The organism is Undibacterium sp. Rencai35W (assembly GCF_049340185.1).
Taxonomy (GTDB): Bacteria; Pseudomonadota; Gammaproteobacteria; order Burkholderiales; family Burkholderiaceae_D; genus Undibacterium.
The window spans coordinates 235,176-254,613 of record NZ_JBMPPC010000003.1 but is presented as its reverse complement, the minus strand read 5'-3'; the positions used below and the strand labels follow the sequence as shown (position 1 = coordinate 254,613).

Annotated in this window: 20 protein-coding genes; 10 read left to right on the top strand and 10 right to left on the bottom strand. The window is 47.7% G+C overall.

Annotated elements, in window-relative coordinates:
- Window positions 1-4: 4 nt before the first annotated feature.
- The 9 genes from tpiA to ACO0K3_RS08155 all read right to left on the bottom strand — a co-directional run bounded on the left by tpiA (window position 5) and on the right by ACO0K3_RS08155 (window position 11,447).
- Window positions 5-754, bottom strand: coding sequence for a triose-phosphate isomerase (tpiA, locus tag ACO0K3_RS08195; RefSeq protein WP_422983555.1), 750 nt, complete (start codon window positions 752-754; stop codon window positions 5-7).
- Window positions 755-1,010: 256 nt separating this feature from the next.
- On the bottom strand, window positions 1,011-1,997 hold the full coding sequence (locus ACO0K3_RS08190) for an NAD(P)H-quinone oxidoreductase (protein WP_422983553.1): 987 nt from the start codon (window positions 1,995-1,997) through the stop codon (window positions 1,011-1,013).
- A 130-nt stretch (window positions 1,998-2,127) separates the two neighbouring features.
- The gene (pnp, locus tag ACO0K3_RS08185) at window positions 2,128-4,260 is read right to left on the bottom strand and encodes a polyribonucleotide nucleotidyltransferase (protein WP_422983551.1); all 2,133 of its coding nucleotides are present in this window, start codon (window positions 4,258-4,260) and stop codon (window positions 2,128-2,130) included.
- A 206-nt stretch (window positions 4,261-4,466) separates the two neighbouring features.
- On the bottom strand, window positions 4,467-4,736 hold the full coding sequence (gene rpsO, locus ACO0K3_RS08180; RefSeq protein ID WP_422960357.1) for a 30S ribosomal protein S15: 270 nt from the start codon (window positions 4,734-4,736) through the stop codon (window positions 4,467-4,469).
- Window positions 4,737-4,895: 159 nt separating this feature from the next.
- Window positions 4,896-6,434 (bottom strand): 2-isopropylmalate synthase, encoded by a 1,539-nt coding sequence (locus ACO0K3_RS08175; protein WP_422983549.1) that lies wholly within the window; start codon window positions 6,432-6,434, stop codon window positions 4,896-4,898.
- A gap of 385 nt (window positions 6,435-6,819) precedes the next feature.
- The gene (pssA, locus tag ACO0K3_RS08170) at window positions 6,820-7,680 is read right to left on the bottom strand and encodes a CDP-diacylglycerol--serine O-phosphatidyltransferase (protein ID WP_422983547.1); all 861 of its coding nucleotides are present in this window, start codon (window positions 7,678-7,680) and stop codon (window positions 6,820-6,822) included.
- Window positions 7,681-8,081: 401 nt separating this feature from the next.
- Complete coding sequence (gene ilvC, locus ACO0K3_RS08165) at window positions 8,082-9,098, bottom strand: ketol-acid reductoisomerase (protein WP_422983545.1); 1,017 nt, start codon at window positions 9,096-9,098, stop codon at window positions 8,082-8,084.
- Window positions 9,099-9,226: 128 nt separating this feature from the next.
- On the bottom strand, window positions 9,227-9,718 hold the full coding sequence (gene ilvN / locus ACO0K3_RS08160) for an acetolactate synthase small subunit (RefSeq protein ID WP_422956069.1): 492 nt from the start codon (window positions 9,716-9,718) through the stop codon (window positions 9,227-9,229).
- A gap of 1 nt (window position 9,719) precedes the next feature.
- Window positions 9,720-11,447 (bottom strand): acetolactate synthase 3 catalytic subunit, encoded by a 1,728-nt coding sequence (locus tag ACO0K3_RS08155; protein ID WP_422956070.1) that lies wholly within the window; start codon window positions 11,445-11,447, stop codon window positions 9,720-9,722.
- Window positions 11,448-11,999: 552 nt separating this feature from the next.
- Between ACO0K3_RS08155 and ACO0K3_RS08150 the strand changes: the two genes are divergently transcribed.
- From ACO0K3_RS08150 to ACO0K3_RS08105, 10 genes are all read left to right on the top strand, one after another.
- On the top strand, window positions 12,000-12,572 hold the full coding sequence (locus tag ACO0K3_RS08150; RefSeq protein ID WP_422956071.1) for an RNA polymerase sigma factor: 573 nt from the start codon (window positions 12,000-12,002) through the stop codon (window positions 12,570-12,572).
- Window positions 12,569-12,985, top strand: coding sequence for a DUF3619 family protein (locus tag ACO0K3_RS08145; RefSeq protein WP_422983543.1), 417 nt, complete (start codon window positions 12,569-12,571; stop codon window positions 12,983-12,985). Before ACO0K3_RS08150 ends, ACO0K3_RS08145 begins: the two co-directional genes overlap by 4 nt.
- 2 nt (window positions 12,986-12,987) lie before the next feature.
- Window positions 12,988-13,668, top strand: a complete 681-nt coding sequence (locus tag ACO0K3_RS08140) for a DUF3106 domain-containing protein (RefSeq protein ID WP_422983541.1) — start codon at window positions 12,988-12,990, stop codon at window positions 13,666-13,668.
- A 2-nt stretch (window positions 13,669-13,670) separates the two neighbouring features.
- Window positions 13,671-14,204, top strand: a complete 534-nt coding sequence (locus ACO0K3_RS08135) for an RDD family protein (protein WP_422983539.1) — start codon at window positions 13,671-13,673, stop codon at window positions 14,202-14,204.
- Between the two features lie 84 nt (window positions 14,205-14,288).
- Entirely contained in the window at window positions 14,289-14,957 is a 669-nt protein-coding gene (locus ACO0K3_RS08130) for a TetR/AcrR family transcriptional regulator (RefSeq protein ID WP_262835865.1), read from the top strand.
- Window positions 14,958-14,961: 4 nt separating this feature from the next.
- Window positions 14,962-15,543 (top strand): TIGR00730 family Rossman fold protein, encoded by a 582-nt coding sequence (locus tag ACO0K3_RS08125; protein ID WP_422984039.1) that lies wholly within the window; start codon window positions 14,962-14,964, stop codon window positions 15,541-15,543.
- A 107-nt stretch (window positions 15,544-15,650) separates the two neighbouring features.
- Window positions 15,651-15,860 carry a DUF3460 family protein gene (locus tag ACO0K3_RS08120; RefSeq protein ID WP_422960348.1) on the top strand — a complete coding sequence of 70 codons (210 nt, stop codon included), beginning with the start codon at window positions 15,651-15,653 and terminating at the stop codon, window positions 15,858-15,860.
- A 15-nt stretch (window positions 15,861-15,875) separates the two neighbouring features.
- Window positions 15,876-16,733 carry a segregation and condensation protein A gene (locus ACO0K3_RS08115; RefSeq protein ID WP_422960347.1) on the top strand — a complete coding sequence of 286 codons (858 nt, stop codon included), beginning with the start codon at window positions 15,876-15,878 and terminating at the stop codon, window positions 16,731-16,733.
- Between the two features lie 52 nt (window positions 16,734-16,785).
- On the top strand, window positions 16,786-17,625 hold the full coding sequence (gene panC / locus ACO0K3_RS08110) for a pantoate--beta-alanine ligase (RefSeq protein ID WP_422983537.1): 840 nt from the start codon (window positions 16,786-16,788) through the stop codon (window positions 17,623-17,625).
- Complete coding sequence (locus ACO0K3_RS08105) at window positions 17,625-18,518, top strand: cobalamin-binding protein (RefSeq protein ID WP_422983535.1); 894 nt, start codon at window positions 17,625-17,627, stop codon at window positions 18,516-18,518. Before panC ends, ACO0K3_RS08105 begins: the two co-directional genes overlap by 1 nt.
- Window positions 18,519-18,613: 95 nt before the next feature.
- On the opposite strand, the gene ACO0K3_RS08100 is transcribed toward ACO0K3_RS08105, so the two are convergent.
- A complete protein-coding gene (locus ACO0K3_RS08100; RefSeq protein WP_422983533.1) occupies window positions 18,614-19,435 on the bottom strand; it encodes a zinc-dependent peptidase in 822 nt (273 codons plus the stop codon).
- Window positions 19,436-19,438: the final 3 nt, after the last annotated feature.

Sequence of the window (19,438 nt, the reverse complement as noted above, 5' to 3'; positions counted from 1 at the left end):
AAAATTAAGCTGCTTGAATAATTGCCAGGAAATCTGCCGCCTTTAAAGCAGCACCACCAATCAAGCCGCCATCGATATCCGGCATCGCCAGCAACTCTTGCGCATTTTCAGGCTTCATACTGCCGCCATACAGAATCTGCACTTTTTCCGCTACCGGAGGATTTTTCAACGCCAATTGCTGACGCAACACCGCATGAACATCCTGCGCCATTTGCGGCGTCGCCGTCTTACCTGTACCAATTGCCCAGACTGGCTCATAGGCAACTACCAGATTTGTCAGCGCATCCACATCAATGACATCCAACACCGCCCGCAATTGTGCAGAAACGACGGAATTGGTTTGCCCCAACTCCCGCTGCTCCAGCGTCTCACCAACACAAACAATCGGCTTCAAGCCGGACGCAAGCAACCTCAAGGTTTTTTGCGCCACCAGCTCATCCGTTTCGCCATGATAAGCACGACGCTCAGAGTGACCAACGATTGCATAAGTACAAGAGCAGTCTGACAGCATCGGCGCAGAAACCTCACCAGTATAAGCTCCCGAAAGATGCACAGAAACATCCTGCGCACCCCAGCCAATATCACTACCAGATAACAAATTCGCACATTGCATCAAATATGGTGACGGCGCGCAAACCAAAACATCGCAAGCCGCGCCAGCACTTAAACCAGCACGCAATTCAGACAACAGCGCTTCATTAGAAGCGAAACTGCCATTCATTTTCCAGTTACCAGCAATCAATTTACGTCGCATAGCAGCCCAAAAATTTAATAAACCGTCTATTGTAGCCCTTCTATGCACAAGGGGCAAACCCCTACCGAGACAAATCAGGACTACAACATTAAATTTCTCGAGGAGCTACAAAGTAACACCGTCAACACCCCTCTAAGTCACACACTAAATAGATACTACCCATCAGTATTTTTCTAACTCACCTGACTATTAAGCGCATTCAGCCAGGTTTTTATTAAAAATACCGGGAGTATCTTGCCCCTACATATCAGAAATATTAGGAATCTGAAACTTGCAGCATAATTTTCCCCACATGCGAACTGGTCTCCATTAAAGCATGTGCCGCAGCAGCATCAGAGAGAGGGAAAATCTGATGAATGACAGGTTTTATTTGACCAGATTCCAGCAAAGGCCAGATTTTTTCCCGCAGACTAGCAGCAATTGCCCCCTTAAATGCCACAGAACGCGGACGCAGCGTAGATCCCGTTATAGTCAACCGGCGCCGCAGCACCTGAGCCAGATCCACTTCAGCTTTGGCACCACCAAGCAAGGCGATGATTGCCAGACGACCATCATCAGCAAGACAATTAATCTCGCGCGGGACATAATCCCCTGCCACCATATCCAGAATGACGTCCACACCGCGGCCAGCAGTCAAAGATTTCAGTATCTCTACAAAGTCTTCGCTACGATAATTAATCCCCCTCTCGGCACCTAACTGCTCCGTAGCCCTGCATTTATCATCCGAGCCAGCCGTGGCGAATACCCGGCGCCCCAGGGCGACGGCCATCTGTATCGCCGTCACACCGATGCCCGACGTACCTCCCTGAACCAACAAACTCTCACCCTCATTTAATCTGGCACGATCAAATACATTGCTCCAGACCGTAAAATAAGTTTCAGGCAATGATGCGGCCTCAACGGGACTTAACCCGGCAGGCAGAGGCAAGCACTGCAAAACGGGCGCAATACAGTATTCTGCGTAACCGCCGCCCTGCACCAGCGCACACACGCTATCACCGATAACAAAACCTGAGTTCTGCAAATTCCCACCTATGATCTCTCCGGCAACTTCCAGTCCCGGCAAATCAGAAGCTCCCGCTGGCACCGGATAGTGGCCAAGGCGTTGCAACACATCAGGACGATTAATACCTGCGGCCTTTACGCGGATCAACACCTCACCGGTCTTCGGCTCCGGAACAGGTCTCTCGCATAACTGCAATACTTCTGGCTTGCCATATTGCGTAATTTGAATTGCTCGCATGACTACTCCATTCGCGTGAAATTTGGCTGACTTAAAATTCGTGTAATTGCATGATGCATGATTGTAAGCCGATAAAAAAAGCCTGCGTTTTCACACAGGCTTTTTTGCAGGTCAAACGAGTTTGACTAATTTATTGCTGTTGCTGCTGTTGCGGCTGCTCACCCTCAGCAACGGCGGCTTTCATGGACAATTTGAAACGACCACGATCATCCGTCTCCAGCACTTTAACGCGCACTTGCTGACCTTCTTTGAGGTAATCAGCAACTGCGTTCACACGCTCATTGGCGATCTGACTGATGTGCAGCAGACCGTCTTTACCTGGCATGATCTGAACGATCGCGCCAAAATCCAACAGTTTCAACACTGTGCCGTCATAGACCTTACCAACCTCAACTTCTGCCGTCAATTCTTCAATGCGACGCTTGGCTTCTTGACCTGCTGCTGCATCTACGGAAGCGATAGTAACGACGCCTTCATCACTGATATCGATTTGCGTACCTGTCTCTTCAGTCAGGGCACGAATTACCGCACCGCCCTTACCGATGACATCACGAATTTTTTCAGGATTGATTTTGACTGTAATCAGACGTGGTGCGAAGTCGGACAATTCAGCCTTACCGTGAGGCACAGCCTCTTGCATTTTTGCCAGGATATGTACGCGACCTTCTTTAGCTTGCGCCAAAGCGACCTGCATGATTTCTTTTGTAATACCTTGGATTTTGATGTCCATTTGCAAGGCAGTAATACCTTCAGCAGTACCAGCCACTTTGAAGTCCATATCGCCGAGGTGATCTTCATCACCCAGAATATCGGTCAGCACGGCAAATTTATTGCCGTCTTTAATCAAACCCATCGCGATACCGGCAACATGCGCCTTCATCGGCACACCTGCATCCAGCAAAGCCAGGCAGCCGCCACATACCGACGCCATGGAAGAAGACCCATTGGATTCTGTAATTTCAGACACCAGACGTACGGAGTAGCTAAAATCTTCCGGTGACGGCAATGCTGCTTGCAATGCGCGTTTCGCCAAACGACCGTGACCAATTTCACGACGCTTAGGCGTACCGACACGACCTGTTTCGCCAGTAGCAAACGGAGGCATATTGTAATGCAGCATGAAGCGATCTGAGTACTCACCCATCAACGCATCAATTTTTTGCTCATCACGTGCCGTACCCAAAGTAGCAATCACCAATGCTTGTGTTTCACCGCGGGTGAACAAAGCCGTGCCATGAGTACGCGGGAGTACGCCGGTACGGATCGAGATAGGACGCACTGTGCGGGTATCACGACCGTCGATACGAGGCTCGCCGTCGAGGATCTGGGAACGAACGATTTTCGCTTCCAGATCGAACAAGATATTGCCAACTTCAGATGAGTCAGGAGCGGACTCACCCTTAGCTGCAGCTTGCTCAGCCAAAGAAGCATTCACTGTTGTTGTCGCATCTTTCAGCAATTGGGTACGTGCTTGTTTTTCTTTGGTCTGATAGGCAGCACGCAATAATGGTTCTGCGACTGCGCTGACAGCAGCAATCAAAGGCTCATTCTTAGCAGCTGGCACCCATTCAACTTCAGGCTTGCCACCATCACGGACTAATTCGTGAATTGCGTCAATCACAGCCTTCATTTGCTCGTGGCCGTACACTACGGCGCCCAGCATAACTTCTTCAGACAACTGCTGCGCTTCAGATTCGACCATCAAAACAGCTTGCTCAGTACCAGCAACAACCAGATCCATTGCCGACGTTTTTAACTGAGTTGCCGTTGGATTCAGTACGTATTGACCCTCGATGTAACCAACGCGCGCCGCACCGACAGGACCGCTGAATGGAATACCGGAAACACAGATCGCAGCCGATGCGCCGATCATGGCAGCGATATCTGGATCAATTTCAGGATTAACGGACAAAACATGCACAATGACCTGCACTTCGTTCAGATAACCTTCTGGAAACAAAGGACGGATAGGTCTGTCGATCAAACGGGAAGTCAGTGTTTCTTTTTCAGATGGACGACCTTCACGCTTGAAAAAACCACCGGGAATACGGCCGGCAGCATAGGTTTTTTCGAGGTAGTCAACAGTCAATGGAAAGAAATCTTGACCGGGTTTTGCATCTTTTTTTGCAACAACGGTTGCCAGTACGACAGTATCTTCAATCGATACCATGACCGCACCAGAAGCTTGACGAGCGATCTCGCCTGTTTCCAGTGTCACTTGATGTTGACCATACTGGAAGGTTTTCGTAACTTTATTAAACACAATGTGTCCTTTCTATTTTGCCGACAGATTTTCAGGCGCTGTCGTTCACCTCACCGCGAGCGAATAATTCATTCGCTTTACTACAAGTTGCAACTACTAAAAATTTTCAAAACAACGGCTACAAACAACAAAAAGCCTGCGACAGCGAACTGAGGCAGGCTTTCTGCTACAACACTTTTGCTATGTAATAAATATATAGCAATGAATTACTTACGCAAGCCGAGTTTTTCGATCAGTGAACGATAACGGTTCAAGTCTTTACCCTTCAGGTAGGACAACAAGCTTTTACGACGGTTAACCATCATGATCAAACCACGACGTGAGTGGTGATCTTTAGCATGTGCCTTGAAGTGACCGTTCAAGTCATTGATACGTGCAGTCAACAAAGCGACTTGCACTTCTGGGGAGCCAGTGTCATTTGCGCCACGGGCATTGTCCGCAACGATAGCGGCTTTAGTACTTTTTTCGAAAGACATGATTTTCCTTAACATGCGATGCAAAGAGAACTAACCCTTAGCATCGTGATAACAATAATCTCACCAAAATGGTAAGACGCGTGACTATAGCACAGATTTATCCTGCAATCAAAACTGTGCTTAATGGCAAAACCGGATAAAACTAGACAAAACCGTAGCTTAAATCTGAGGATTCAGTTTTTCCACTTTGGAATGCAGCTTATTCAAGGCAGACAAATACGCCTTTGCCGACGCCACAACGATATCCGGGTCAGCTCCCACACCATTCACAATACGTCCAGCCTTGGAGAGGCGCATCGTGACCTCGCCTTGCGACTGCGTTCCGGTCGTAATTGCATTGACCGAAAACAGCAACAATTCGGAACCGCTCTGGGTTTTCGACTCGATTGCGTTAACGATGGCATCAACCGGGCCATTGCCATGTCCGTCGCAAGTAACCTCCTTGGAATCAATCGCAAATACGATTTTTGCCGCAGGTCTCTCCCCTGTCTCAGAATGCTGCGCCAGAGAAACGAAACGATAGTATTCATTATCGTGAGCATGCTCCTCGTCCGATACGAGCGACATGATGTCTTCGTCAAAAATTTCAGATTTACGATCAGCCAATTCCTTGAAGCGCGCAAATGCGGCATTGATATCCGCCTCAGAATCGAGTTTGATACCGAGCTCCTCAAGACGCTGCTTAAATGCATTACGACCGGATAATTTACCCAGAACGATCTTATTCGCGCTCCAGCCTACATCTTCCGCACGCATGATTTCGTAAGTATCACGGGCTTTTAAGATACCGTCTTGATGAATGCCAGAGGCATGTGCAAATGCGTTTGCGCCGACGACAGCCTTGTTCGGCTGCACGGCAAATCCGGTGATTTGCGATACCAGCTTAGAGGTTGCCACGATCTGCGTTGTATCGATGCCAAAATCCAGATTGAAATGGTCGCGACGGGTTTTCACCGCCATGACGATTTCTTCAAGCGCAGTATTGCCTGCGCGCTCACCCAGACCATTGATCGTACATTCCACCTGACGCGCACCGCCAATCATCACACCGGCCAGCGAATTCGCTACCGCCATGCCAAGATCGTTATGACAATGTACCGACCAGATCGCTTTGTCGGAATTAGGAATACGCTCACGCAGAGACTTCAGCATATTGCCGTACAAGCCCGGAACACCATAGCCAACCGTATCAGCAAAATTAATCGTCGTCGCTCCCTCATTGATCACCGCTTCAATCACGCGACATAAAAAATCCATATCCGAACGACTACCATCTTCCGGACTAAATTCAACGTCATCAGTAAATTGACGCGCAAAACGCACTGCCTGTTTCGCTTGCTCAAACACCTGATCCGGAGTCATACGCAGCTTCTTTTCCATGTGCAAAGGTGAGGTCGCAATGAAGGTGTGAATCCGTTTTCTTTGCGCATCCTTTAGCGCCTCTGCTGCGCGAGAAATATCTCTATCATTAGCACGCGACAAAGAACAGATGATCGGTTCCCTGACCGCGGCAGAAATTGCCTGAATCGCCTCAAAGTCACCCTGTGATGCTGCTGCAAAACCAGCCTCAATCACATCAACTCTTAAACGTTCCAATTGCCGTGCAATACGAATTTTTTCATCCTTAGTCATCGACGCGCCGGGTGACTGTTCGCCGTCACGCAAAGTTGTGTCAAATATGATCAGCTTATCGCCCATGATCTGCTCCTGATTTTTAAATGTGATTATTTGATTTCAATACTGCCAATGCTTTTCGTCCACCCTTGCCGTGCACATGGGTGAGAGCTACGCAAATTGTGAGGTGGAGTTATAAGTACGCCATGGTGTCAGCGTACCAGTCATGAAGCTGGCAAATCTGATAGATCCGCAAGAGACCACATTGCTAAAAATTTGAGCAGTAAATACCTGCGAATGACTATAAGCGCGATTACCTCAAAGCGCAAGATTTTATGATTCCTATTTTTTTAAAAATTCTTAGCGCTTCTCTCGGTAAAAATGAAAAAAGCTGCGCAGTATTCTTACCGCGCAGCTCACCTATTTCTTCCCTATTTCCACCGTATTTCTTCCCTATTTACATCCTGATTTATTTTTCCTCGTGAGTCTCAACGGTGGTCTGCACCAAACTCACAGGACGCCCTTTACGCCAGCGCCATAATAAGACCACATAACCAGACAATCCATACAGAACAAACAAACCAAACAACACTTTAGGCGGGTCACTGACAACAGCAACATACGCCAGAACGATCAGAAATGGCGCAATGAATGGCACTGAGCGGCGTAAATTGACATCCTTAAAACTGTAAAAAGGTACATTCGTCACCATCGTCAATCCGGCAAACAAAGTAATGCACCAGGCACTCCAGCTCAAATCACTTCCTTTGAAATTCAAGTCCGTCATCAGCAATACAAATCCCGCTACCAATGCTGCGGCAGCAGGGCTTGGCAAACCCTGAAAATAGCGCTTGTCCACAACGGCTATATTGGTGTTAAAGCGAGCCAGACGCAAAGCAGCACCGGCACAATAAACAAAAGCGGCGAGCCAGCCAAGTTTACCCATCCCCCTGAGTGACCATTCATACGCCACCAGCGCAGGGGCTGCGCCGAAAGAAATCATGTCGGACAAACTGTCGTACTGGGCACCGAATTCACTTTGTGTGTTCGTCATCCTCGCTACGCGACCGTCAAGACTATCCAGCACCATAGCGGCAAAAATAGCGAATGCAGATTGATCAAAGCGTAAATTCATCGCCATCACAATGGCATAAAAACCGCAGAATAAAGCCGCCGTCGTAAAAGCATTGGGCAGCAGATAGATGCCACGCCTTCTTTTAACAGGATAGGACTGCTCTGCCCCGCCCGACTCTGTTTGTTGATTTTTGCGTGCGCCACGTGGAAAAAGCTTAAAACTACCCTTGGGCTTACGTCGTTTAAAAGAGGACATGCGTTAATCGATAAAATAAAAGTAAGCTGAAAGTATAACCGCGATTAGACCTCAATTAAATCCATTTCATGCTGCCAAAATCCAGCCTTCCTCTGGACTTACTCCACTTTCAGGTCAGCTATTACGTAGAGAATCCCGCTATTGGCTAGAAATTCAACGGCGTCAGGCTATAGAAAGTCACCCAAACCGAATTGCCGGACGATTTTTAAATTGCACGCTAACACGAGCCTGCTAAGTAACATCCGGGATGTCAACACGCTCCAAAATAAATCGTCCAAGTAAATTTTCTCGATTGAGATAAATTTGAAGAAATAAAAAAATCGCCCCTGCGGGCGATTTTTTGTTTTCGAGCTACGTATACTTACCAGCGCACGCAGTATGGTGCCCGTCAATCCGAAAGATCAGTTCTTGGATTGATCAACCAGTTTGTTTTTAGCAATCCAAGGCATCATGGCACGCAATTTCGCGCCGACTTCTTCGATCTGATGCTCTGCTGTCAAACGACGGCGAGAAATTAAAGTAGGTGCGCCCGCTTTGTTTTCCAGGATGAAGCTCTTTGCGTATTCGCCTGTTTGGATATCTTTCAGGCATTGGCGCATTGCATCTTTGGTTGCGGATGTTACAACCTTAGGACCAGTCACATATTCGCCATATTCTGCATTGTTGGAGATCGAATAATTCATGTTGGCGATACCGCCTTCATAGATCAGATCGACGATCAATTTTAATTCGTGCAGACATTCAAAGTAGGCCATTTCTGGCGCATAACCAGCTTCGACCAAGGTCTCGAAACCTGCTTTGATCAGTTCAACTGCACCGCCGCACAATACTGCTTGCTCGCCGAACAGATCCGTTTCAGTTTCTTCGCGGAAGTTAGTTTCAATGATGCCAGCACGGCCGCCACCGTTTGCCATTGCGTATGACAAAGCGATGTCACGGGCAGAGCCGGATTTATCTTGATACACAGCGATCAGGTGAGGAACGCCACCACCTTGAGAATATGTACCGCGTACTGTGTGACCCGGCGCTTTCGGAGCGATCATGATGACGTCCAGATCAGCGCGTGGTACGACTTGACCGTAGTGAACGTTGAAGCCATGCGCGAATGCCAGTACAGCACCTTGCTTGGCATGCGGCGCTACATTTTCAGCGTAAACCTGAGCAATGTTTTCATCTGGCAGCAAGATCATGATGACGTCAGCGACTTTGACTGCGTCATTCACTTCAGCCACGTTCAGACCAGCATTTTTTGCCTTATCCCATGAAGCGCCGCCCTTACGCAAAGCGACGGTCACTTTACAGCCGGAGTCATTCAAATTTTGCGCATGCGCGTGGCCTTGTGAGCCGTAGCCGATGATGGCTACGTTTTTGCCTTTGATAAGGGACAGATCGCAATCTTTATCGTAGAAAACTTTCATTTTGTATCCTTAATTATTTAATTTAATTCAGTTATTTGAAACAGCATCCGCACTATTCATGCGCCTTGTGGCACGTTTTCGCCCGGAAAAGCCCGTGGATATTGCGTGTTACTTTATTTTTTGATGCTTTAGACTTTTAAAATTCGTTCACCACGACCGATACCTGAACCACCGGTACGTACCGTTTCCAAGATTGCCGTACGGTCGATGGAGTCGATAAAAGCATCCAGCTTGCCTTTATTGCCGGTCAGTTCGATGGTGTAAGTTTTTTCAGTGACATCAATGATGCGTCCACGGAAAATATCTGCTGTGCGCTTCATCTCTTCACGTTCTTTACCCACTGCCCTGACTTTGATCAGCATCAGTTCGCGTTCGATGTGCGCCCCCTCGGTCAGATCAACGACCTTAACGACTTCGATGAGGCGATTCAGATGCTTGGTAATTTGTTCGATGATGTCATCGGAACCAGTAGTGACGATCGTCATACGCGACAGGGTCGCATCTTCCGTCGGCGCTACCGTCAAGGTTTCAATGTTGTAGCCACGGGCTGAAAACAAACCCACTACGCGCGACAGGGCACCGGCTTCATTTTCCAGCAAAACAGAAATGATATGTCTCATGTTAGAGATCCTCCGAACCGAGCAACATTTCAGTCAGGCCAGCGCCCGCCTTGACCATAGGCCAGACGTTTTCGGTCTGATCCGTAATGAAGTTCATAAATACCAAGCGATCTTTCATGGCGAATGCGTCTTTCAATGCGCCATCGATATCTGCCGGATTTTCTATCTTCATACCGACATGACCATACGACTCAACCAGTTTGGTAAAGTCAGGCAAGGAATCCATGTAAGACTCGGAGTAACGTGAACCATAATCAATTTGCTGCCACTGCCTGACCATGCCAAGGAAGCGGTTATTCAGCAAAATAATTTTTGGTGTCAAATGATATTGCTTACAAGTTGCGAGCTCCTGGATACACATTTGTATCGACGCCTCACCGGTAATACAGGCAACAGTCGCATCGGGGTTCGCCATTTGCACACCCATTGCATAAGGCAAACCAACACCCATAGTGCCCAGACCACCAGAATTGATCCAGCGACGCGGTTTATCAAATCCGTAATACTGTGCAGCCCACATTTGATGCTGACCAACATCGGACGTAATGAAAGCGTCTCCTTTGGTGATTTCCCAAACTTTTTGCACAACTGACTGCGGCTTGATGAGCTCAGTTGAGGTCGGGAACTTCAGGCATTCGCGCTTACGCCACTCATTAATCTGCTTCCACCAGTCGGCCAGCGCTTTGGGGTTTGACTTGGTTTCGACCGTGCTGAGTTGCGACAGGAACTCTTGCAATACGTCTTTGACATTACCGACGATGGGAATATCAACTTTGACGCGTTTAGAAATCGACGAGGGGTCGATATCAATATGGATGATCTTGCGTGGATTTGACGCAAAATGCTTTGGGTTACCAATCACACGATCATCAAAGCGTGCGCCGATCGCAATCAGCACGTCGCAGTGCTGCATCGCCATATTGGCTTCGTAAGTGCCGTGCATACCCGGCATACCGACAAATTTTTCATCCGAAGCAGGGAAAGCACCCAAGCCCATCAGCGTGTTAGTGCAAGGGAAGCCGAGATGATTCACCAGTTTGTTTAGTTCTGGCGCAGCGTTGGCCAGAATTACGCCACCGCCGGTATAAATCATCGGCCGCTCTGCTTGCAGCAATAGCTGTACCGCCTTGCGGATCTGGCCAGAGTGGCCTTTGTCTACAGGCTTGTAGGAGCGCATTTCAACTTCTTTTGGATAGAAGTAGGTGGTCTTATGCATGCTGATATCTTTAGGGATATCGACCAACACTGGACCAGGACGACCCGTTGTAGCGATAAAAAACGCCTTTTTAATGGTCGTCGCTAAATCTCTGACATCTTTCACCAAAAAATTGTGCTTGACGCAAGGACGTGTAATACCAACGGTATCGCATTCTTGGAAAGCATCCTGACCAATTGCGTGACTTGGGACTTGGCCGGAAATGATCACCATAGGGATCGAATCCATGTAAGCCGTCGCCAGGCCAGTTACCGCATTGGTAACGCCAGGGCCAGATGTCACAAGCGCAACACCGACTTTTTGCGAGGATCGGGAATAAGCATCAGCTGCGTGAATCGCCGCCTGCTCATGACGAACAAGAATATGTTGAAACTTGTCCTGATTAAAAATTGCATCGTAGATATAGAGTACAGCACCGCCCGGATATCCGAACACATGCTCAACACCCTCTTCGGCCAGACATTTAACTAATATCTCTGCACCGGTTATTTCTGCATTTGTTTCTGAACTCATTTTCGTTTCCTTTCAAGGTCCATAGGAGATTGATCGGATGTTCTTTCCTGTCGAACTTGCGAGGCTAGGCTTTAAGCTGGCATTCCTTTTTGTGCGGTCACACCATCCTTGGTACATCCGTTGGATATATTTCCAGATGAGGCTTATGGCACTCGTTCAGTCAGTGTTTAGGCTTTACTACGACAACTTCTCACGCTTGTGGCATGGGTCAGAACAAACAGCTTCATTAGAGCACCTGTTGAGGACGGCATTGTGAGCCGGTTCGAACAGGTATTGATTGCCTCGAGATCGTGAGGCGGACTGATACGGTACTGCGTCGCACCATTTTGGTCAAGACAAATTCCATGTTTTTGAGCATAAAATGCTTGCAAATCAGAGGTTTCCTACAAAATAGCAGGACATGGAAAAGGTTTTTTGCTAGCATGGGCGCACTTTTAAAGAGAAAAACCGCACTACTTCACGGCATTTTCCCAAATTAAGAACAGATTGCCACAGGAATTTCCTTTGTCATAGCACCACCTTATCAAAGTTACCTATCATTACTGCCAAGAAATGGCCACAGACAAAGAATTATCGAGTTTTCTTGAAGGCGTAGAACGTCGCGCTTACAAACACGCAGTGTATACAGTGCGTAACGAAGAATCTGCACTAGACATCGTACAAGAGTCGATGATCAAGCTTGCCGAAAAATACGGCGACAAACCTGCTGCCGAACTTCCCCTTTTATTCCAGCGTATTCTGCAAAATACTATCCTCGATTTTTTCCGCAGGGAAAAAGTACGAAACACCTGGGTCAGCCTGTTTTCGAGCATTACACCAAATAATAATCAGGATGATGATAATTTTGACTTGCTAGAAAGCTACGCATCCGAAGAAGGAACAGAGGCATCTGAGTCCAGTGCTGATAAAATAGAGCGTGAGCAAGTTCTCAACTTAATCGATGGTGAAATACAAAAACTTCCAGCACGTCAACGAGAAGCCTTCCTCATGCGTTATTGGGAAGATATGGATGTAGCAGAAACGGCAGCCGCAATGGGCTGCTCGGAAGGCAGTGTAAAAACGCACTGTTCGCGTGCAACACATGCACTGGCAGCATCGCTCAAGGCAAAAGGAATAACATTATGAACTACTCTAGAGAAGCCCAGGATCTGGATTTTGCCTACAAAGTAAGGCATGCATTAAACGAATCCGCAGAACGACTCCCGGCACCTACCTTAGACCGGCTGGCAAATGCGCGAAAAATTGCTATGTCACGTAAAAAGCAATCTTCTCCAAGTGCCGTATTGGCTTTTGGCGGCGTTTTAGCAGGTGCTCACGGATTTTCATTCGGCGGTCCTAATTCCTGGTTAGGCAAACTCGGTGTTGCTTTACCGATGCTGGTACTGATTGCAGGTTTAATGGGCATCTATGAATATGAGCAACAACGTCGCATCAGCGATCTCGCCGACATCGATGTTGCCGTGCTGGCAGATGAGCTGCCTCCCGATGCTTATCTGGATACCGGCTTTAGCGCCTATTTAAACAAAGCGGAGGAGTAGTAGTGTCTTTTTCCGCTGTAGTTGTTTCAAAAAAATTGTCGCTATTTACCTTTGTATTAGCAATATTGTCACCGCTGGCCTTAGCTGGCGGTGCATCCATTACAAGTACCCCACCCGCCACTGCGAATAAAGTGACAGCACCGGCAGCGGTAGCGACTAGCAAACCCGCATGGCAAGAACTCACTCCAGCACAAAAAACAGCTCTGGCGCCGCTATCACCTGAGTGGTCGAAGATGAGCGAAGCAGGCAAAAAGAAATGGCTGGAAATCGCGAATAAGTATGCCCTCATGAAGCCAGATGAACAGGTTCGCGTACAAGAGCGCATGCGCGCCTGGGTTAAATTATCCCCAGAACAGCGGATGGAAGCGCGAGAGAACTTTGCTCGTACAACACAATTAAAGCCAGAGCAAAAATCCGCTCAATGGCAGCAATATCAGCAACTCAGCGAAGAGCAGAAAAAACAATTGGCTGCCGAAGCAAACAAGAAAAAGAGCGTCACCAATCTGCCTCCTGAAGCACAAAGAAAAGCGCCTACCCTGGCACCGATCAAAGCCATTCAGAAGCCAGCACCAACGATCTTGCCGCAGCCAGTAGCCATAGTTCCGCCAGCCGCACAAGCCATCAGTCAGGCTGCGCCAGCTCCAGCAACAAGCGCTCCTGCATCTCAAGCTGCGATTAAGTAAAAGTGGTTCAGCAAAATTTTACCGCTGCCACCGCAGCCCCGGCACTGCGTCGTCGCCTCATCTGTATGGTATATGAAGCGATGCTGCTGTTTGGCGTAGTGTTTGTAGCTGGGATGATCTTTGACGTCTGGACTCAAAGCAGACATGCACTGACCCTGCGACATGCCCGGGAAACCTGGCTGTTTTTTGTTCTGGGTATATATTTTGTGTTTTTCTGGTCAAGAAGCGGCCAGACTCTAGCCATGAAAACCTGGAGCATCAAAGTCATCGACGATACACGGCCAAAGCTACCGGTGACAAAAGCAATCGTACGCTATTGCCTGGCATGGATGTGGTTTTTACCTGGTTTAGCTATTGCCTATCAATTTGAGCTGAAAGCCTGGTACGCAGTTGCTGCAGTCACAATCAATGTGATTCTATGGGCGCTAACAACCAAACTAGATAAAGATGGGCAGTTTCTGCATGACAAGCTTGCAAAAACACGCTTGGTTCATGTGGAAGTCAAATTAAGTACCGACACCCGACAGGCTAATTAATTTCCCATAGAGAAATCTGACGCATTTTTTTGTGCTTTGCCGGTTCAATGTTATTCTATTAAAAAATAATTTTAGAGAGTCGGCATGCAACACAAAGCTCCTCGTCGCACCCGGGAACGCATCCTGGATTTATCACTGCGCTTATTCAATGAATTTGGCGAGCCCAATATCACCACGACGGTCATTGCTGAAGAGATGAATATCTCTCCGGGCAATCTGTATTATCACTTCCGCAATAAAGACGACATTGTCAACTCGATTTTCGTCCAGTTTGAAGAAGAAATTAATAAGAAACTTGCCTTCCCCGAAGGACGCAAAGCCAATATTCAGGATATCTGGACCTATTTGCACCTGACGTTTGAACTCGTCTGGCGCTACCGTTTTTTCTATCGTGATCTGAATGATCTGCTATCAAGAAATCGAAAATTAGAGTTAAATTTCAAACAAATTCTGACGCATAAAATCAAGGTGGCAACTGAACTTTGTTACGGTTTACGTGCGGACGGTGAGTTTGAAGCCGGTGACATAGAAATTGATGCTCTCGCTACGAATATGGTGGTAGTTGCGACCTATTGGCTATCTTACGAATACGTACGCAACCCCCGCAAATATACGGAATTGCAGACCATGTCTGAGTCACTGGCACGCGGATGCTATCAAGTAATCGTACTGATCAGCCCCTATCTGCGCGGTGAAACCAAAAATGTTTTTGAAAAACTTTCGCAAGAATATCTGAAAAAAATTAATGCCTAGATCGATCCAGTCCTTATGCGTTTATTGCGGCTCATCCGCCGGGATGACGGATGAGTATGCAAAAGGGGCAAAGCAATTAGCCGCAGCGATGGTGGCTCGCAACATTGCACTGGTCTATGGTGGCGGCAATGTCGGGTTGATGGGCATCATTGCAGATGAAGTGCTACGTCTGGGCGGCAACGTTACCGGCGTCATTCCGCAGGCCCTGATGGACAAGGAAGTCGGGCATACAGGTTTGAGTCAATTGCATATTGTCAGTAATATGCATGAGCGCAAAGCGATGATGGCTGAACTGTCCGATGGCTTTGTCGCCATGCCCGGTGGCATCGGCACTCTCGAAGAGCTTTTTGAAATGTTCACCTGGTCACAGTTGGGCTTCCATGAAAAACCGCTAGGCCTGCTAAATATCCATGGGTTCTATGACAGCTTAGTCGATTTTTTGCAGCACACCGTAAATGCCGGCTTTTTAAAGCAAGAACATCTCGCTCTGCTGCACAATGAGGCTGATCCGTTGACATTGCTGGACGCACTCCAGCAAGCACACCCTCCGCATTTAACAAAATGGATCAATCAAGACGATCTTTAATGCGTCAGTAAGAATCACCGCTTATTCCAACGCAACAAGCAAAATTCGCCCTGATTACAGGGTAAAATGCGGTTTTGATTGTTCATTTACCTGCTGATCGCGACATCATGAAGTTTTCCAAACAATTTTCGCTCTACGAATCCGAAGCTACGCAATTCATCAAAAGCCTGAAACAAGCAAATCCTGCTTTAGAGCAGAGCCAGCGTGATGGCCGCGCCCTGCTATGGGATAAAGCACCGACAGACCTAGATACGCAGCAACGCAGCAAAGAATCGCGCGTAGAGCAACAAGCTTACGTTTACCAAAACAAGGGCTAACAAGCCCGACATGCTGTGACAGCAAGCGCCACATTACCTGCAACCGATTTACCTCTCGTAGGCAACAATGACAGCACGCCCAATGTCGTTGACGGTCTCGCGTTTGCTAAATTGTATGGTGAGCCACTGTTTAAGCTGCCCAACGATCTGTATATCCCGCCCGATGCGCTTGAGATTTTTTTAGAGGCCTTCGAAGGGCCGCTGGATTTATTGCTGTATTTAATACGCAAACAAAATTTCAACATTCTCGATATTCCGATGGCGCAAGTCACACTGCAATATCTGGAATACGTAGAACAAATCCGCAAACATAATCTGGAACTGGCAGCAGAATATCTGTTGATGGCGGCAATGCTGATCGAGATCAAATCCCGCATGCTGCTGCCAAGTACCAAGAGCCAGCAAGGTGAAGAGGCCGAAGATCCGCGTGCAGAGTTGGTAAGGCGCCTGCTTGAATACGAACAAATGAAACTAGCCGCTTATGATCTGAATGCGGTACCCCAGCTAGGTCGTGACTTTTTGCATGCGCAAGTATTTATTGAGCAAAATACTGTGCTGCACTGGCCGCATGTGGAAGTCGCCGATCTGCAAGCTGCCTGGGCTGACGTACTCAAACGGGCGACGCTGGTTGCGCATCATAAAATCAGTCGTGAAGAACTATCCGTGCGCGAGCACATGACGGGAATTTTACGTAAACTCCAGTCAGCTAAATTTGTTGAGTTTTCAGAATTATTTGATCCTGCAAAAGGTGCACCGGTATTGGTTGTCAACTTTGTTGCGCTTCTCGAATTAGCGAAAGAAACCCTGATCGAAATCACGCAAGCGGAAGCATTTGCGCCAATTTATGTCCGTCTATCGTACTCTCCCGCCTAATCAGCACGGGTAAGAATCCAGACATCTCACACCTCATACACATCTTCATCCAATGAAAATCATCTCCTCCATTGAAGAATTACGCGATCAGCTGCGCGGCCAATTACGTACTGCTTTCGTTCCGACGATGGGCAATTTGCACGAAGGTCATTTGTCACTGATGCGCCTGGCGAAAAAACATGGTGATCCGGTTGTAGCCTCTATTTTTGTAAATCGTTTGCAATTTGGTCCAAACGAAGATTTTGATAAATACCCCAGAACATTTCAAGCTGACGTAGAAAAGCTGGAAAAAGAAGGGGTCTATGTTTTATTCGCGCCTACTGAAAGAGATTTGTATCCAGAGCCGCAAGAATATCGCGTGCGTCCGCCAGACGACTTGGGCAATATTCTTGAGGGCGAATTCCGTCCGGGCTTTTTTACCGGTGTAACCACGGTCGTTCTGAAACTATTTTCTTGTGTACAGCCGCGTGTTGCCGTTTTCGGTAAAAAAGATTATCAGCAATTGATGATCATCCGCAATATGGCGAAGCAATTTGCATTACCGACAGAAATCATCGCTGCCGAAACCTGGCGTGCCGAAGATGGCCTCGCACTATCTTCACGCAATGGTTATCTATCAGAACCAGAACGTGCCGAAGCACCGGTTTTGTATCAAACGCTAAATGAGGTTGCTCAGGAAATCCGTGCGGGTCACCTAGATATTTTTGAACTAGAGAAACAAGCAATGGCAAAACTGGCGAATCGCCACTGGAAACCTGATTACATCTCTGTGCGTAAACGTGCCGACTTACAACCCCCATCTGCAGGTGACATTGCACAAAAAGCCGAATTAGTCGTCATAGCTGCCGCTAAACTGGGCAACACGCGCTTAATTGATAATCTGGAAGTCTGATGTCCAGAGCAAACTGGAGCCTCTGCAAAATCGCTGTATTTACAGTATTGCTGACCGCACAGCTCAGCCATGCCGCAGTAAGTGTAACGGATGATGCTCAACGCAAAATTACGCTGACCAAACCAGCTCAACGCATCATCAGTCTGGCGCCACACACAACAGAATTACTATTTGAAGCAGGTGCAGGCGCATTAATAGTCGGCGTCAGTGACTACAGCGACTATCCGGAGGCCGCAAAAAAGATTGCGCCTATCGGCAATGTATTTGCACTCGATCTGGAACGTATCATTGCCTTAAAGCCTGACCTGATCGTGATATGGGGCACTGGCAACGCAAAGACGCTAGCAAATAAACTACGTGACACCGCCATACCGGTATTTGAAAGCGAACCACATCATTATGAAGATATCGCCAGCTCGATAGAACGTCTGGCAATCCTGACAGGTAATGCAGAAACCGGAAAAAACGCAGCAGAAAAATTTAGAAATAGACTGGAAAAACTACGTCAAACTTATCTGCTCACGGACAAACAAAAACCCGTCAGTGTGTTTTACCAGATCGCCCGAAAGCCGCTGATGACACTCAATGATCAGCATATGGTGTCGGCAGCAATCCGCTTATGCGGAGGACAAAATATTTTTGGCTCACTCAAAGAAATCAGTCCTACCGTCACTGCTGAGGCTGTACTGGTTGCGAATCCCGATGTCATCATTACCGGTAGTAGCGACAAGCAGGATGTGTTTGCAGACTGGCGTCAATTTAGCAATATGACCGCCATCAAGAAGGAGCATTTATTTACAGTCAAAGGCGACTGGCTGAATCGCTCAGGTCCGCGCATTCTGGATGGCACCGAAATGCTCTGCAAACATCTGGCGACGGCCCGAGCAAAATAAATTTCTGCTGCAAACTCTCTGCTCACCGGCACTCCTGTTAAGTGAACAGCATGCAAAGCGGAGATATGCGTCGACACAAACTTCATCACACGCACTTAACTCCAGTCGCGCGGATCAACCTGATAATACGCCCTGAACTGTTCAAATAAAGCCGTATGCCGACGTGCCATGGCCCAAGGCTTTTCAAAAAATGTTTCCGTAACGACCGCAAAAAATTCGGCTGGATTAGTTGCACCATAGGGATCAATCACCGTATCCTCACCCAACGCAAGCACCTGCTGTAAAGCAGCAAATTCTTCAGACAAAATTCTTGACCATCGCTGATATTTAGCCTTGCTGCCCAGAGCAGGAGCCCCATTCGTTACCCCTGTCTCGCTATCGAGCTGATGTGCAAATTCATGCAGTACGACATCGTGACCTTCGGCCTGCTCACCTCCGCGACGCTGTACATGATCCCACGCCACAATCACGCGTCCATCACTCCACGACTCTCCCGATAAGCTTTGGTGCGCATGGGTGACCACACCACCAATACCCGTTTCGAGTCGAGGTACGACAAACGGACTAGGATAAACCAGTACTGTTTTTAATGCCGGATAGACTGCCGTCGTGCGATTAAGCAGCAGCATGCACGCCCTGCCCGCTATCGTAACTTTAATCTCGTCCGACATTTGCAAGCCATCACAGGCAATAAATTTTTTCTGATATAAAAATTGCTTAATCAGTCGCTTCAATTGCAATTGGATATCAGCCGGCATACGCGAATACACCGGGATATTTTTACGTAAAATCTTCGCGTAATGGGATGGAAATGGCTGCTGTATTGCACGCTTTAACAAATACGCAGGCAAATATACTGCGGCTAATATGGCAATAGCCAGCAACGCCAGGAAAAGGATTAAAGGTAAGGCATTCATAAC

Bases quoted from the DNA above. Each gene is read 5' to 3' on its own strand.
- tpiA (WP_422983555.1), bottom strand. From the start codon at position 754: ATGCGACGTAAATTGATTGCTGGTAACTGGAAAATGAATGGCAGTTTC.
- ACO0K3_RS08190 (WP_422983553.1), bottom strand. From the start codon at position 1,997: ATGCGAGCAATTCAAATTACGCAATATGGCAAGCCAGAAGTATTGCAG.
- rpsO (WP_422960357.1), bottom strand. From the start codon at position 4,736: ATGTCTTTCGAAAAAAGTACTAAAGCCGCTATCGTTGCGGACAATGCC.
- ACO0K3_RS08175 (WP_422983549.1), bottom strand. From the start codon at position 6,434: ATGGGCGATAAGCTGATCATATTTGACACAACTTTGCGTGACGGCGAA.
- pssA (WP_422983547.1), bottom strand. From the start codon at position 7,680: ATGTCCTCTTTTAAACGACGTAAGCCCAAGGGTAGTTTTAAGCTTTTT.
- ilvC (WP_422983545.1), bottom strand. From the start codon at position 9,098: ATGAAAGTTTTCTACGATAAAGATTGCGATCTGTCCCTTATCAAAGGC.
- ilvN (WP_422956069.1), bottom strand. From the start codon at position 9,718: ATGAGACATATCATTTCTGTTTTGCTGGAAAATGAAGCCGGTGCCCTG.
- ACO0K3_RS08155 (WP_422956070.1), bottom strand. From the start codon at position 11,447: ATGAGTTCAGAAACAAATGCAGAAATAACCGGTGCAGAGATATTAGTT.
- ACO0K3_RS08150 (WP_422956071.1), top strand. From the start codon at position 12,000: ATGGCCACAGACAAAGAATTATCGAGTTTTCTTGAAGGCGTAGAACGT.
- ACO0K3_RS08145 (WP_422983543.1), top strand. From the start codon at position 12,569: ATGAACTACTCTAGAGAAGCCCAGGATCTGGATTTTGCCTACAAAGTA.
- ACO0K3_RS08130 (WP_262835865.1), top strand. From the start codon at position 14,289: ATGCAACACAAAGCTCCTCGTCGCACCCGGGAACGCATCCTGGATTTA.
- ACO0K3_RS08120 (WP_422960348.1), top strand. From the start codon at position 15,651: ATGAAGTTTTCCAAACAATTTTCGCTCTACGAATCCGAAGCTACGCAA.
- panC (WP_422983537.1), top strand. From the start codon at position 16,786: ATGAAAATCATCTCCTCCATTGAAGAATTACGCGATCAGCTGCGCGGC.
- ACO0K3_RS08105 (WP_422983535.1), top strand. From the start codon at position 17,625: ATGTCCAGAGCAAACTGGAGCCTCTGCAAAATCGCTGTATTTACAGTA.
- ACO0K3_RS08100 (WP_422983533.1), bottom strand. From the start codon at position 19,435: ATGAATGCCTTACCTTTAATCCTTTTCCTGGCGTTGCTGGCTATTGCC.